Genomic DNA, 13,666 nt, shown 5'->3' with positions numbered 1-13,666 from the left:
GTTTCCACGGCCCCCGCGCCGGTCTTCCTCACCCGCACGGGACGCACCCCTCCGTCGTCCGGGGTCTTCAGTGGCTTTGCCAGGGACATCTCAGTCCTCCTTTCCGCCGACGAGGCGCTTCTGGATCAGGGCAATCAGCAGGACGCCGATCACCAGCACGACGCCCAGGGCGGCGGCGACGTCCGGGCTTCCCTGCAGGATCCCCTTCTGGTACATCAGGAACACCGGGGACGCGGAGGCCCCGTCCGGTCCGCCGCCGCCAGTCAGCAGGTAGGGCTCGGTGAAGAGGTTCGCGCCCGTGATGGTGGCGAGCAGGGTGACCAGCACGGAGGCCGAGCGGACACCCGGCACGGTGATGTTCCAGAACTGGACCCACTTGTTCCCGCCGTCCACCGAGGCTGATTCGTACAGTTCATCGGGGATGTTTTGCAGCGCCGCAAGGTAGAGCAGGATGAAGAATCCCAGCTGCTTCCATGTCACATACAAGGCCACCGTTGGCATGGCCAGCCAGTTGTTGACCAGCCACGACGGGTTGGGTGCCAGTGGCCCCAAGAGGGAGTTGACCAGGCCGCCTTGCTGGAACAGGAACAGCCAAACGCCGACGACGGCGACGCTGGCGGTCACGTACGGGACGTAGTAGCTGACCCGGAAGAAGGTCCGCAATTTCTGCACCCGGTTCAGCGCGTTCGCGAGGACCAGGGACAAGCCCACGGTGAGCGGGACGTTGATGACCAGGAAGATGCCGATATTGACGAACGAGCGCTGGACCGCAGGGTCCGAAAGGACGGTGATGTAGTTGTCCAGCCCGACGAACGGCCGGTCCACCTGCACGCCGGGGGCGGTGAAGAAGTACTGGTGGAAGGAGATCCAGACGGCGTAGCCCAGCGGGAAGGCCAGGACGCCGAGGACGTATACCACGTAGGGTGCGCTGAACAGCAGGCCCAGCGGCTGGCGGCCCAGGAAGTTCTTGCGCTTCCCGGCACCGCCCGCCGGCCGGACCGCCGTCGTGTCCCGCTGCGCAGCCGGGCTGCCTTTGATGGAGCGGAGTGACATGGGACAGTCCGTTACTTGGTGGCAGCCAGTTGGTTGATCTTGTCCGAGGCGGACTTGAACGCGTCATCGATGCTCTGGTTGCCGAAGATGACCGACTTGTTCCACGCGTCGCGGAAGGTCTGCCAGATCTGCACGGAGTTGGTGACGTTGGGGACCTCCACCGTGCGGCCGGCCTGGTCGGCGAAGTTCTTGTAGAGCGGGTTCTTGGTGAAGAAGTCTGCGTAGGCGGTCGTCAGGTCCTTCCGCATCGGCATTTGGCCGGTCTCCGAGAGGAGCTTGCCGTCCTCGTCCTTGCTGGTGGCGAACTTCAGTACCTCCCAGGCAGTGCCCTGGTTCTTGCAGGCCGAATAGATCGAGACGTTCTTCGCGTCGGAGAAGGTGTACGACTTGTCCTGCTGCTGGGCACCCGGAATCGGCACCGCTCCCCAGTTCACCTTGTCCTTGTAGGAGGCGATGGCCCACGGACCGGCCAGTGCCATGGCGGACTTGCCCTCGGCGAAGGAGTCTCCCTGGTAGGTCTCCTTGGAGGCCAGGTCTTCCTTATAAAGGCTCTGGAACATGCCGGCCACTTGCTTGCCCTGGTCGCTGTCGAACGTGGACTTGCCGTCCTTGATCAGCTGCGAGCCCTGCGTGTTGGCCGCGTAGAACGGGTAGAAGTCGAACCAGGACTGGAAGTAGTCGCTGGCCGGGGACGGCCAGATGGCTTTCTGTGCGGCGCCGGATTTCACGAGCGTACGGGAGGCGTCCAGCAACTCCTGTTGCGTGCCCAGCTTCGGGTTCTCCGGGTCCAGGCCCGCCTTCTTGAACAGGTCCTTGTTGTAGAAGAGCACCACGGGGTTGGACTTCCACGGCAACTGGTAGGTCTTGCCGTCAGAAGACTTGTACTGGTCGGCCAGGTCGCCCGTGCGGTCCTTGATGTACTGGGCGCCGTCCGGGAAGGAGTCCAGCGGCACCAGGCCGCCTTGCTTCTGGAACTGCGGTACCGCTACAGGGGCCGTGTTGAACACCAGGCAGGGAGCGTTTCCGGCCGTGATGGCCGCCCCAATGGTTTCCTCTGAGCTCTTGCCGGCCGGGATTTCCTGGGCATCCACCTGCTGGTCCGGATGCGCCGCGTTCCACGCAGCCACCATTTCCTTGCCCCACTTCACCTCGAACTCGTTGTTGGAGTACCAGATCTTGATGGGGCCTTTGGCCGTCGTGGCCGACGACGCGTCCGAGCTTCCGCCGGCCTGGCTGCCGCAGCCGGCCAGGCCGGCGCCCATGATGGTGAGGGCGGCCACGGACAGTAGGCGCGTGGCAGTATTGATGCGCTTCATTGCGACTCCTTGGGGAGGGATTAATGGGGTTCGGGGTAGTGGGATGTTGTGGTGTCAGGAACTGCGGAGCGGTTCCGTGGGGGTGGCAGGGACCGGCCCGGTGGAAGCCCTGACGATCAGCCGTGGCGAAGGAAGCGTGATGTCCTCCACGCCGCGCGGGGCGGCAAGCTGATTCAGCATGAGCTGGGCGGAAGCCCGGCCCCACAGCATTGGATCTGTTGCAAGCGTGGTCAGCGGCGGATTCAGGTACTTCGTGAATTCCGCATTGTCGTAGCCGGTGATGGAAAGATCGCCCGGGACGCTGAGGCCCATGGACTGCGCATAGGATTGCCCGGCTGTGGCCATGAGGTCATTGGCGTACACGATGGCCGTGGGCCGGTCGGGCCTCCGCAGCAGGTCAGCGGTGGCCGCGACGCCGCCTGCAGCGGTGAAGTCCGCAGCGGCAAAGAGGTCCGGCCGGAGGCCGGCGCCCCTCAGGGCATCCTCCCAAGCTTGGCGGCGGCTCCGGCCGTGGATATATTCCTGGGCCCCGCCCACATGGGCTATGCGGCTGTGGCCAAGTTCCATCAAGTGCTCGACGGCGGCCACGATCCCTTCCGACTCTTCGACAGATACCGCCGGGAACGGCGATGCCGCGTCCGGCCGGTTCAGCGTGACGGCGGGAAGTTTGAGTTCGAGCATCAGCGCGATCCGGGAGTCGTCGTGGCGGACGTCCGTAAGGATGAAGCCGTCAACCCTGCCGTTATCGACCAGTTTCCGGTAGCAGCGTTCCTCCGCGCCGGGTGCCGTGGCGACACTGAGGACGAGCGCATACTCGTGCTCGGCCAGGGCCGTTTCGATGCCCGCTATGAAGGCCGGAAAAAAGGGGTCCGTTCCCAGCAGCAACGGATCCCTGGCGACAACGAGGCCCAGCGCGTACGCCTTCGACGACGACAAGCCCTTGGCCCGGAGGTTTGGCGTCCACCCAAGTTCCTTTGCCACCCTGAGGATCCGGTCACGGGTCTCCTGGCTGACTCCCGGCTGGCCGTTCAAGGCATACGAGACGGCTCCCTTGCTGACGCCGGCGGCCTGCGCAACGTCGTTGATGGTTACTGTCATGTTTGCCTCAAAATGCCTGGTGATATGAATCACTGAACCGGTTTTGTTGTATTCACTAAACCGGTTCAGCTCCTATCTGTCAAGGGGCGGGGCGGAGAAAGCTCGCGGGCGGCGCTGCAATGAGGGTTTTGTTTGGTGGCGCCGAGGAAAGGTGGCCCGTCGCTGGTGCGGGATGGGGCCTGCGAAGCGGGTGGGCTACAGCACGTTGCGGATGGCCTGCTCGAAGCTGGTGACGTGCTCCAAGGCGAGCTTGCCCGCCCGGTCGGAATCGCCGTCGGCCACTGCCTCAAGGAGTTCCACGTGCTCGGCGATGTGCTCCGCCACGGACGGGACCTTTTCCAGCACCATGCACCAAATGCGGGTGGCCAGGTTGTCGTAGCGGATCAGGACGTCTTCGAGGTGGGTGTTGGCGGCCGCGCGGTAGATCAGGCGGTGCACCTTGATGTCATAGCGCATGAGGTCATAGGGGTCCTCGGCGCCGCCCATGGTGGCGATGGCGGCGGCGGTGTCGCGGATTTCCTTGCGCAGTGCGGGGGAGGCCAGCTTGGCGGCGCGGCGCGCGGCCAGTGGCTCCAAGGACTCGCGGAGCTCTGAGACGTCGGCAAGTTCGGTGATGTCGACGACGGTGGCGAACGTTCCGCGGCGGGGGTACGAGACCACCAGGTGGTCGCCTTCCAGGCGCTTGAGCGCTTCGCGCACCGGCGTGCGGCCGATCCCGAGTTCGGCGGCGAGCTTGCCGTCGTTGATAGCCTCCCCGGGCCGGATGTCGAGCATGATGAGCCGGTCCCGAAGGTGCCGGTAGGCCTGCTCCGCAAGCGAGAGGTCGCCTTCGCCGGCCAGCTGGTTCTCTGTCATTACGCTCATTGCGAGCTCTCCCAAGGTAGCTATTGACTGCCGCGTGATCTACAACATACTATTACGTCAGTTCTAATATATCAGTTACAGATCAGTTATGGATCAGTAACTCCGAAGGGCTTTGAAGGAGAACAATGCAGGACGTACTGAACGCCTCGCTCGCCACGGTGGACGCCGACGTCGCCGCCGCCGTTGCGAAGGAACTGCACCGCCAGCAGTCCACCTTGGAAATGATTGCGTCGGAGAACTTTGCTCCGGCCTCAGTGATGGAAGCCCAGGGCTCGGTCCTGACCAACAAGTACGCCGAGGGCTACCCGGGCAAGCGCTACTACGGCGGCTGCGAGCACGTGGACGTCATCGAACAGCTCGCCATCGACCGCGTCAAAGCCCTGTTCGGCGCCGAATTCGCCAACGTCCAGCCGCACTCCGGCGCGCAGGCCAACGCCGCCGCCATGTTCGCCCTGCTCAACCCCGGCGACACCATCCTGGGCCTGTCCCTGGCCCACGGAGGCCACCTCACCCACGGCATGAAGATCAACTTCTCCGGCAAGCTGTACAACGTGGTGCCCTACCACGTTCGCGAATCGGACCTCCGCATTGATATGGCAGAGGTGGAAGCACTGGCGCTGGAACACCAGCCCAAGCTGATCGTGGCCGGCTGGTCCGCCTACTCCCGCCAGCTGGACTTCGCCGAGTTCCGCCGCATCGCAGACCTCGTGGGCGCGTACCTGATGGTGGACATGGCCCACTTCGCCGGGCTGGTGGCCGCGGGCCTGCACCCCAACCCCGTCCCCTACGCCGACCTGGTCACCACCACCACCCACAAGACCCTAGGCGGACCCCGCGGCGGCGTCATTCTGGCCAAGGAGGAATACGCCAAGAAGATCAACAGCGCCGTGTTCCCCGGCCAGCAGGGCGGACCCCTGGAGCACGTCGTCGCCGCCAAGGCCGTGGCCTTCAAACTCGCCGCCGCCCCCGAATTCAAGGAACGCCAGGAACGCGTCCTGCAGGGCGCCAAGCTGCTGGCTGAACGGCTCCTCCAGCCCGACGTCCAGGCCGCAGGCATCTCCGTGGTCAACGGCGGCACCGACGTCCACCTGGTCCTGGTGGACCTCCGCCACTCCGAACTGGACGGCCAGCAGGGTGAGGACGCCCTCCACACGATCGGCATCACCGTCAACCGCAACGCCGTCCCGTTCGATCCCCGCCCGCCGATGGTGTCCTCCGGCCTCCGGATCGGCACCCCGGCCCTGGCCGCCCGCGGCTTCGGCGCCGCCGAGTTCACCGAGGTGGCCGACATCATCGCCTCCGCACTCATCGCCTCCGCAGGCACGGGCACCCTCCCCGGGGACACCGCCGTCGAACTCCGCGAACGGGTGACGGCCCTTGCCAACGCCTTCCCCCTCTACCCGCACCTCACCGCCGATGCCGGCCTGGCCGACGCTGAAGCAGACCTGATTGGAGCCGCCCAGTGAGCACCCAGCACCTTCCGGAACACCCGGACTTCCTCTGGCGGAACCCCGAACCCAAGTCCTCCTACGACGCCGTGATCGTTGGCGGCGGCGGGCACGGCCTGGCCACCGCCTACTTCCTGGCCAAGAACCACGGGATGACCAACATCGCCGTCCTGGAAAAGGGCTGGCTGGCCGGCGGCAACATGGCACGGAACACCACCATCATCCGCTCCAACTACCTCTGGGACGAGAGTGCCGCCATCTACGAGCACGCCCTCAAGCTGTGGGAAATCCTGCCCGAGGAGCTCGAATACGACTTCCTCTTCAGCCAGCGCGGCGTGATGAACCTGGCCCACACCCTGGGCGACGTGCGCGAAAGCATCCGCCGGGTGGGCGCCAACAAGCTCAACGGCGTGGACGCCGAATGGCTGGACCCGCAGCAGGTCAAGGAACTCTGCCCCATCCTCAACATCCGGGACAACATCCGCTACCCCGTCATGGGCGCCACGTACCAGCCGCGGGCCGGCATCGCCAAGCACGACCACGTTGCCTGGGCCTTCGCCCGCAAGTGCGACGAAATGGGCGTGGACATCATCCAGAACTGCGAAGTCACCGGCTTCCTCAAGGACGGCGACCGGGTGGTGGGCGTCAAGACCAACCGCGGCACCATCAACACTGAAAAGGTGGGCCTCTGCGCCGCCGGCCACAGCTCGGTCCTGGCGGAGATGGCCGGTTTCCAGCTGCCCATCCAGTCCCACCCGCTGCAGGCACTGGTCTCGGAACTGCACGAACCGGTGCACCCCACGGTGGTCATGTCCAACCACGTCCACGTCTACGTCTCCCAGGCCCACAAGGGCGAACTGGTCATGGGCGCCGGCGTCGACTCCTACAACGGCTACGGCCAGCGCGGCTCCTTCCACGTGATCGAGCAGCAGATGGCGGCCGCCGTGGAGCTCTTCCCGATCTTTGCCCGGGCCCATGTGCTCCGGACCTGGGGCGGCATCGTGGACACCACCCTGGACGCTTCCCCGATCGTGGGCCTGACCCCGGTGGAGAACATGTTCGTGAACTGCGGCTGGGGGACCGGCGGGTTCAAGGGAACCCCCGCCGCCGGCATGACCTTCGCGCACACCATCGCCACCGGCACCCCGCACCGGCTGAACAAGCCGTTCTCGCTGGAACGCTTCGAAACCGGCGCGCTCATCGACGAACACGGCGCCGCCGCCGTGGCCCACTAGCCGCCGCCACCAGAAAAGGACTTACGCACATGCTGCTGATCCCATGCCCCAACTGCGGCCCGCGGGACGAAACCGAATTCCACTACGGGGGACAGGCCCACGTACCCTACCCGGAGAACCCGAACGAGCTGACCGACACCGAGTGGTCCCGCTACCTCTTCTACCGGGAGAACCCGAAAGGCATCTTCGCCGAACGCTGGGTCCACAGCACGGGCTGCCGCCAGTGGTTCAACATGCTCCGCGACACCGTCAGCTATGACATCCAGGCGGTCTACCCGATGGGTACCCGCCGGCCGGACCGTGCCGCTGATCCGGCCGTCGAGGCAGGCACCGCCAGCACAGCCGCCGACAGCACCACCACCGGTACCGCGGCACCCAGCCTCTCAGCCACCAGCACCACCCGCACCGCCCCGGAAGGAGCCACCAAGTGACCTCGCAGAACGCCCGCCTGGCAACCGGCGGCCGCATCGACCGCACCATCTCCTGGCGCTTCACCGTGGACGGCGAGGAATTCACCGGGCACCCCGGCGACACGCTCGCCTCCGCCCTGCTCGCCAACGGCCGCGTCGCCGCCGGCAATTCGCTCTATGAGGACCGGCCCCGCGGCATCATGTCCGCCGGAGTGGAAGAGGCCAACGCCCTGGTCCGCATCGAGGCCCGCTTCCCCGGCCACGTGGCCGAATCCATGCTGCCAGCCACCACCGTTTCCTTGGTGGACGGGCTCCAGGCCACCCTGCTCAACGGCCTGGGCAAGCTGGACCCGGAAGATGACCGCGCCGAATACGACAAGAAGTACGTCCACGCCGACATCCTGGTCATCGGTGGCGGCCCCGCCGGACTTGCCGCAGCCCGCGAGGCCGTCCGCAGCGGCGCCCGCGTCATGCTCCTGGATGACCAGCCCGAACTTGGCGGCTCCCTGCTCTCCGGCTCCACCGCGCCCGGCCTGGCCGAGACCATCGAAGGCAAGCCCGCCCTGGAGTGGGTGGCCGACGTTGAAGCCGAGCTGGTGTCCGGCGTCGAATCCACCGTCCTGAACCGCACTACCGCGTTCGGCGCCTACGACGCCAACTACGTCATCGCCGTCCAGAACCGCACCGACCACCTCTCCAGCCCAGCCGCCCCCGGCGTGTCCCGGCAGCGGATTTGGCACATCCGTGCCAACCAGGTGGTCCTGGCCCCCGGCGCCCACGAACGGCCCCTGGTGTTCGAGAACAACGACCGCCCGGGAATCATGCTGGCATCGGCCGTGCGCACCTACCTCAACCGGTACGGCGTGGCCGCCGGAAAGCGTGTGGTCATCAGCACCACGAACGACAGTGCCTACACCGCCGCAGCTGATCTTGCCGCCGCAGGGGTCAAGGTTGCCGCAGTCGTGGACGCCCGCCCCGCGCTGACCGCCGCCGCGACCGCCGCCGTCGAATCCGGAATCCGGGTCCTGATCGGCAGCGCCGTGGCCAACACTTCCTCCTCCGGAGAAGGCGCAGCCACCGGCCGGCTGGACGGCGTCACCATTCGCAGCATCAACGACGACGGCGAGCTCACCTCCGGCATCGAGCAGCTCGCCTGCGACCTGCTGGCCGTGTCCGGCGGCTGGAGCCCGCTGGTCCACCTGCACTCCCAGCGCCAGGGCAAGCTGCGCTGGGACGACGAGCTCGCAGCCTTCGTCCCCAGCACTGAAGTGCCCAACCAGCAGACCATCGGCTCCGGCCGCGGCTCCTTCGCCACCGCCGACTGCCTCGCCGAGGGCGTCTCCGCCGGCGCGCGGGCCGCCATCGCCGCGGGCTTCGAATCCGCCGTCGAACCGTCCACGTTCGGTGAGCCCAAGGCCGCCGCGCCCACCCGCCAGCTCTGGCTGGTGCCGGGCGAGAACGGCACCCCCGACGACTGGCACCACCACTTCGTGGACTTCCAGCGCGACCAGTCCGTGGCTGATGTGCTGCGCTCCACCGGGGCCGGCATGCGTTCCGTCGAGCACATCAAGCGGTACACCTCCATCAGCACCGCCAACGACCAGGGCAAGACCTCCGGCGTCAACGCCATCGGCGTGATCGCCGCGGCCCTCCGCACGGCCGGCGAAGCCTCCCGCGGCATCGGCGACATCGGCACCACCACCTACCGCGCACCCTTCACCCCGGTGGCCTTCGCGGCACTGGCCGGACGCCAGCGCGGCGAACTCTTCGACCCCGCCCGCATCACCTCCATCCACCCCTGGCATGTGGCCAAAGGTGCGCTCTTCGAGGACGTCGGGCAGTGGAAGCGCCCCTGGTACTACCCGCAGGACGGGGAGGACATGGACGCAGCCGTGCTGCGCGAATGTGCCGCCGTCCGCGAGTCCGTGGGCTTCATGGACGCCACCACGCTGGGCAAGATCGAGATCCGCGGCAAGGACGCGGGGGAGTTCCTGAACCGGGTCTACACCAACGCGTTCAAGAAGCTCGTCCCGGGCTCGGCCCGCTACGGCGTGATGTGCACGCCGGACGGGATGATCTTCGACGACGGCGTGACCCTCCGCGTGGACGACGACACCTACTTCATGACCACCACCACCGGCGGTGCCGCGAAGGTCCTGGACTGGCTGGAAGAATGGCTTCAGACCGAATGGCCGGAACTGGACGTCAAGTGCACCTCGGTGACGGAACAGTGGAGCACCATCGCCGTCGTCGGCCCCAAGTCCCGTGAAGTCATCGCCAAGGTCGCACCGGAACTGGCTGCCAACGGCGGCCTGGACGCCGAGGCGTTCCCGTTCATGACCTTCCGCGAAACCACCCTGGCCTCCGGCGTCCGCGCCCGGATCTGCCGGATCTCGTTCTCCGGCGAACTGGCCTACGAGATCAACATTCCGGCCTGGTACGGGCTGAACACCTGGGAAGCCGTGGCCGCCGCCGGAGCCGAGTTCAACATCACCCCCTACGGCACCGAAACCATGCACGTGCTCCGCGCCGAAAAGGGCTACCCGATCGTGGGGCAGGACACCGACGGCACCGTCACTCCGCAGGACGCCGGCATGGAGTGGATCGTTTCCAAGGCCAAGGACTTCATTGGCAAGCGGTCGTACTCCCGCGCCGATTCCAGCCGCGAGGACCGCAAGCACCTGGTCAGCGTCCTTCCCGTCGACGGAACGCTCCGGCTGCCCGAAGGCACCCAGTTGGTGGAAAAGGGACGCTCCACCAACCCGGCCTACGGGCCGGTTCCGATGGAAGGCTTCGTCACCTCCAGCTACCACAGCGCAGCGCTGGGCAGGTCCTTCGGCCTGGCCCTGATCAAGAACGGCCGCAACCGCATCGGCGAAATCCTGGTGGCCGCCGCCGGCGACCAGCTGGTGGACGTGGTTGTTGCGGAAACAGTGCTTTTTGACCCAGAAGGGACCCGTAAAGATGGCTGAAACAGCAGCATCCCCCACCCAGAGCTCCGCAGAGCAGAACCTCTCGGCACGCGTCAGCCCGGCCCGCCAGCTGGCGGAAGCCTTCACCGCAGGCTCCCTGGCCGGCACCGTCGAGCTCTCCGAGCTCCCCTTCCTGACCATGGTGGGGCTGCGGGCAGACGCCGGCTCGGAAACGGCGCAGCGGCTGGCCGCCGCCACCGGCGGACTGCCCGCAGGCTCCGGCGCTGTGGCAACCACCGGGGACATTTCGGTCCTGTGGCTGGGGCCCTCCGAGTTCCTGGTGGTGGCACCCACCGAGGCGCACGAATCCCTTGGCGGGGACCTGATCCCGGCCCTCCGCGAAGCGCTGGGCAACGACGCAGGCCAGGTGGTGGACCTGTCCGCCAACCGCACCACCTTCGAGCTGGTTGGCCCCCGGTCCCGCGCCGTCCTCGAAAAAGGCTGCTCGCTGGACCTGCACCCTCGGGTGTTCAAGGCCGGCACCGCCCTCTCGACCGAAATCGCGAACATCCCCACGATCCTCTGGAAGACGGGGGAAGACTCCTTCCGGATCTTCCCCCGGGCATCGTTCGCCGAGTTCCTGGGCCGGTGGCTCCTGGACGCCATGCGGGAGTACGCCTCACCCGAGGTGCCCTGATGGCGCTCAGCGTCCTTGACCTGTTCTCTGTTGGCATCGGGCCCTCGTCGTCACACACGGTGGGCCCGATGCGGGCGGCCAAGCTCTTCGCCGATGGCCTGAAGGGCGACGGCCAGTTGGCCTCCACCGTGCGGGTCCAGTCGGAGCTCTTCGGTTCCCTGGGCGCCACGGGGCGCGGCCACGGCTCCGACAAAGCGGTGGTCCTGGGACTTCAGGGCCTGGAACCCGAAACAGTCAATACGTTCACCGCCGACGACCAGGTGGCCGCAGCGGCCCTGAACGCCGAACTGCAGGTCGCCGGCAGCCACCGCGTGGACTTCAACTGGGAAGAGGACGTGGTGCTGCACCGCCGCAAGTCCCTTCCCGCGCACCCCAACGGTATGACCTTCCGCGCCCTCGACCACACCGGCGCCGTGCTCAGCGAACGCAGCTACTACTCCATTGGCGGCGGGTTCGTGGTGGACGGCGACGCTGAAGGCGCCGACAAGGTGGTGGCGGACGACACCGTCCTGCCCTACCCGTTCTCCACGGCGGACGAGCTCCTGCAGATCTGCAGCCGCGAAGGCATATCCATTTCCGACGTCATGCTGGCCAACGAACTCACGTGGCACAGCGAAGCGGAACTCCGGGAGAAGCTGCTCGGACTCTGGGCCGTGATGCGCGAATGCGTGGAGAACGGCTGCAACGCCGAGGGCATCCTGCCCGGCGGCCTCAAGGTACCGCGGCGCGCACCCGCGCTGTTCCGCACCCTGACGGCGTCCGCTGCGGCATCGGCCGAGGCCTCCGCCCAGGCGGCGGCAGCAACGCCGTCGCCCGTGCAGGCCCCGGCGGACCCGCTGCTGGCGATGGAATGGGTGAACCTCTTCGCGCTCGCCGTGAACGAGGAAAACGCCGCCGGCGGGCGCATCGTCACCGCTCCCACCAACGGCGCGGCCGGGATCGTGCCGGCCGTCCTGCACTACTACGTGAAATTTGTTCCGGGAGCAGACGACGACGGCGTGGTCCGCTTCCTCCTGGCGGCGGCCGCCGTCGGAATCCTGTTCAAGACGAACGCCTCCATCTCCGGCGCCGAAGTGGGCTGCCAGGGTGAGGTGGGCTCCGCCTGCTCCATGGCCGCGGCCGGACTCTGCGAAGTGCTCGGCGGAACGCCCGCGCAGGTGGAAAACGCCGCGGAGGTGGGGATCGAGCACAACCTGGGCCTCACCTGCGATCCCGTGGGCGGCCTGGTGCAGATCCCCTGCATCGAGCGGAACGCGATCGCCAGCGTGAAGGCGATCAACGCGGCCCGGCTGGCCCTGCACGGGGACGGCAGCCACAAGGTTTCGCTGGACAAGGCCATCAAGACCATGCGCGACACCGGGGCCGACATGAAAACCAAGTACAAGGAAACCTCCCGAGGAGGACTCGCCGTGAATGTGATCGAGTGCTGAGACATGACTGTTACTGAGACCCGGATGCCTGCCCCGAAGGCGCCCACCACCGTGGAACACGTCCTGACCCTCGACTGCGCCGAGGGGCCCGGCATCGTGCACGCCGTCTCCGGCTTCCTGCTGGAACACGGCTGCGACATCATCGACAACAAACAATTTGGTGAGCGCTCCGAAGGACACTTCTTCATGCGGGTGCACTTCGTTTCCGAGGGCGACGATTCCACCGTGGAAGTCCTGCGGGACTCCTTTGCCCCGGTCGCGGACAGATTCGGCATGCGGTGGCAGCTGGAACGCCAGGGCTCCAAGCGCAAGGTGCTGATCATGGTGTCCAAGTTCGGGCACTGCCTCAACGACCTGCTGTTCCGTGCCCGGATCGGCGAACTTCCCGTTGACGTGGTGGCCGTGGTGTCCAACCACACCGACCACCAGGCCCTGGTGGAGTGGCACGGCATCCCGTTCCACCACATCCCGGTCACGGCCGCCACGAAGCCCGAAGCCGAGGCGAAGCTGATGGAGCTGGTGGACGGGCTGGAGGTGGAACTGGTGGTGCTGGCCCGCTACATGCAGGTGCTCAGCGACGACCTGACCCGGAAGCTCGACGGCCGGGCCATCAACATCCACCACTCGTTCCTGCCCAGCTTCAAGGGCGCCAAGCCGTACCACCAGGCCTACGCGCGTGGCGTCAAGACCGTGGGCGCCACAGCCCACTACGTCAACGCTGAACTGGACGAAGGGCCCATCATCGCCCAGCAGGTGGTGGAGGTGGACCACACCTACGGGCCAGAGGACCTGGTGGCCGCCGGCCGTGACACCGAATGCAAGGCACTGTCCAACGCGGTGAAATGGCACTGCGAGGGCAGGGTCCTGCTGCAGGGCAACCGCACCGTGGTGCTGCGGTAGGCCCAGATAACTGAATTACGACGGCGCGGCCGGCTTCCCTTCCAGGGAGGCCGGCCGCGCTTTGTTGTGCCCGGCTGACTCTCCCCATGTTTAAGCGCGCCCGACGGCGTGTCCCCGCCACACGCCGTCGGCTGTGGGTGGGGCGGGCGGAAAGGTGGGGAATTTCAGCGCGGACGCAGCGGCGGGAGGATGCCCGGAACGGCGCTGCGCGGACCGACAACAACTGATCGCTGGTGGACAAAGCGGAACTCCCTGCCGCTGCCAAGCTGGATCCCACAGCAATTTTCCCGAGCTCATGACCGT

11 protein-coding genes are annotated in these 13,666 nt (G+C 66.7%); 7 read left to right on the top strand and 4 right to left on the bottom strand.

Features of this window, described 5'->3' with window-relative positions; all coding sequences use genetic code 11:
- Window positions 1-90: 90 nt before the first annotated feature.
- The 4 genes from QRM95_RS12610 to QRM95_RS12595 form a co-directional block, all read right to left on the bottom strand.
- A complete protein-coding gene (locus QRM95_RS12610; RefSeq protein WP_285247926.1) occupies window positions 91-1,053 on the bottom strand; it encodes a carbohydrate ABC transporter permease in 963 nt (320 codons plus the stop codon).
- A gap of 11 nt (window positions 1,054-1,064) precedes the next feature.
- Entirely contained in the window at window positions 1,065-2,369 is a 1,305-nt protein-coding gene (locus QRM95_RS12605) for an extracellular solute-binding protein (RefSeq protein WP_109045534.1), read from the bottom strand.
- Between the two features lie 54 nt (window positions 2,370-2,423).
- The gene (locus tag QRM95_RS12600) at window positions 2,424-3,467 is read right to left on the bottom strand and encodes a LacI family DNA-binding transcriptional regulator (protein ID WP_285247925.1); all 1,044 of its coding nucleotides are present in this window, start codon (window positions 3,465-3,467) and stop codon (window positions 2,424-2,426) included.
- A 195-nt stretch (window positions 3,468-3,662) separates the two neighbouring features.
- Window positions 3,663-4,322 carry a GntR family transcriptional regulator gene (locus tag QRM95_RS12595; protein ID WP_109045536.1) on the bottom strand — a complete coding sequence of 220 codons (660 nt, stop codon included), beginning with the start codon at window positions 4,320-4,322 and terminating at the stop codon, window positions 3,663-3,665.
- A 134-nt stretch (window positions 4,323-4,456) separates the two neighbouring features.
- Here QRM95_RS12595 and glyA point away from each other — a divergent pair, with 134 nt between their 5' ends.
- The 7 genes from glyA to purU are packed head-to-tail and all read left to right on the top strand — an operon-like array spanning window position 4,457 to window position 13,363.
- A complete protein-coding gene (glyA, locus tag QRM95_RS12590; RefSeq protein WP_285247924.1) occupies window positions 4,457-5,797 on the top strand; it encodes a serine hydroxymethyltransferase in 1,341 nt (446 codons plus the stop codon).
- On the top strand, window positions 5,794-7,014 hold the full coding sequence (locus QRM95_RS12585) for a sarcosine oxidase subunit beta family protein (protein ID WP_018760771.1): 1,221 nt from the start codon (window positions 5,794-5,796) through the stop codon (window positions 7,012-7,014). Before glyA ends, QRM95_RS12585 begins: the two co-directional genes overlap by 4 nt.
- A 29-nt stretch (window positions 7,015-7,043) precedes the next feature.
- Window positions 7,044-7,445, top strand: a complete 402-nt coding sequence (locus tag QRM95_RS12580) for a sarcosine oxidase subunit delta (protein WP_285247923.1) — start codon at window positions 7,044-7,046, stop codon at window positions 7,443-7,445.
- Window positions 7,442-10,396, top strand: coding sequence for a sarcosine oxidase subunit alpha family protein (locus QRM95_RS12575; protein ID WP_285247922.1), 2,955 nt, complete (start codon window positions 7,442-7,444; stop codon window positions 10,394-10,396). Before QRM95_RS12580 ends, QRM95_RS12575 begins: the two co-directional genes overlap by 4 nt.
- Window positions 10,389-11,033: a sarcosine oxidase subunit gamma gene (locus QRM95_RS12570; RefSeq protein ID WP_285247921.1), complete on the top strand. Its 645-nt coding sequence runs from the start codon at window positions 10,389-10,391 to the stop codon at window positions 11,031-11,033. The genes QRM95_RS12575 and QRM95_RS12570 overlap by 8 nt, the downstream gene beginning before the upstream one ends.
- Window positions 11,033-12,463 (top strand): L-serine ammonia-lyase, encoded by a 1,431-nt coding sequence (locus tag QRM95_RS12565; protein WP_285247920.1) that lies wholly within the window; start codon window positions 11,033-11,035, stop codon window positions 12,461-12,463. Before QRM95_RS12570 ends, QRM95_RS12565 begins: the two co-directional genes overlap by 1 nt.
- Window positions 12,464-12,466: 3 nt before the next feature.
- Window positions 12,467-13,363 (top strand): formyltetrahydrofolate deformylase, encoded by an 897-nt coding sequence (gene purU, locus QRM95_RS12560; protein WP_285247919.1) that lies wholly within the window; start codon window positions 12,467-12,469, stop codon window positions 13,361-13,363.
- The last annotated feature ends 303 nt before the right edge of the window (window positions 13,364-13,666 follow it).

The organism is Pseudarthrobacter sp. efr-133-R2A-89, from assembly GCF_030209315.1.
In the GTDB taxonomy this organism is placed as follows: domain Bacteria; phylum Actinomycetota; class Actinomycetes; order Actinomycetales; family Micrococcaceae; genus Arthrobacter.
The sequence above is the reverse complement of the archived record's forward strand: the minus strand, read 5'-3'. Positions and strand labels throughout refer to the sequence as shown.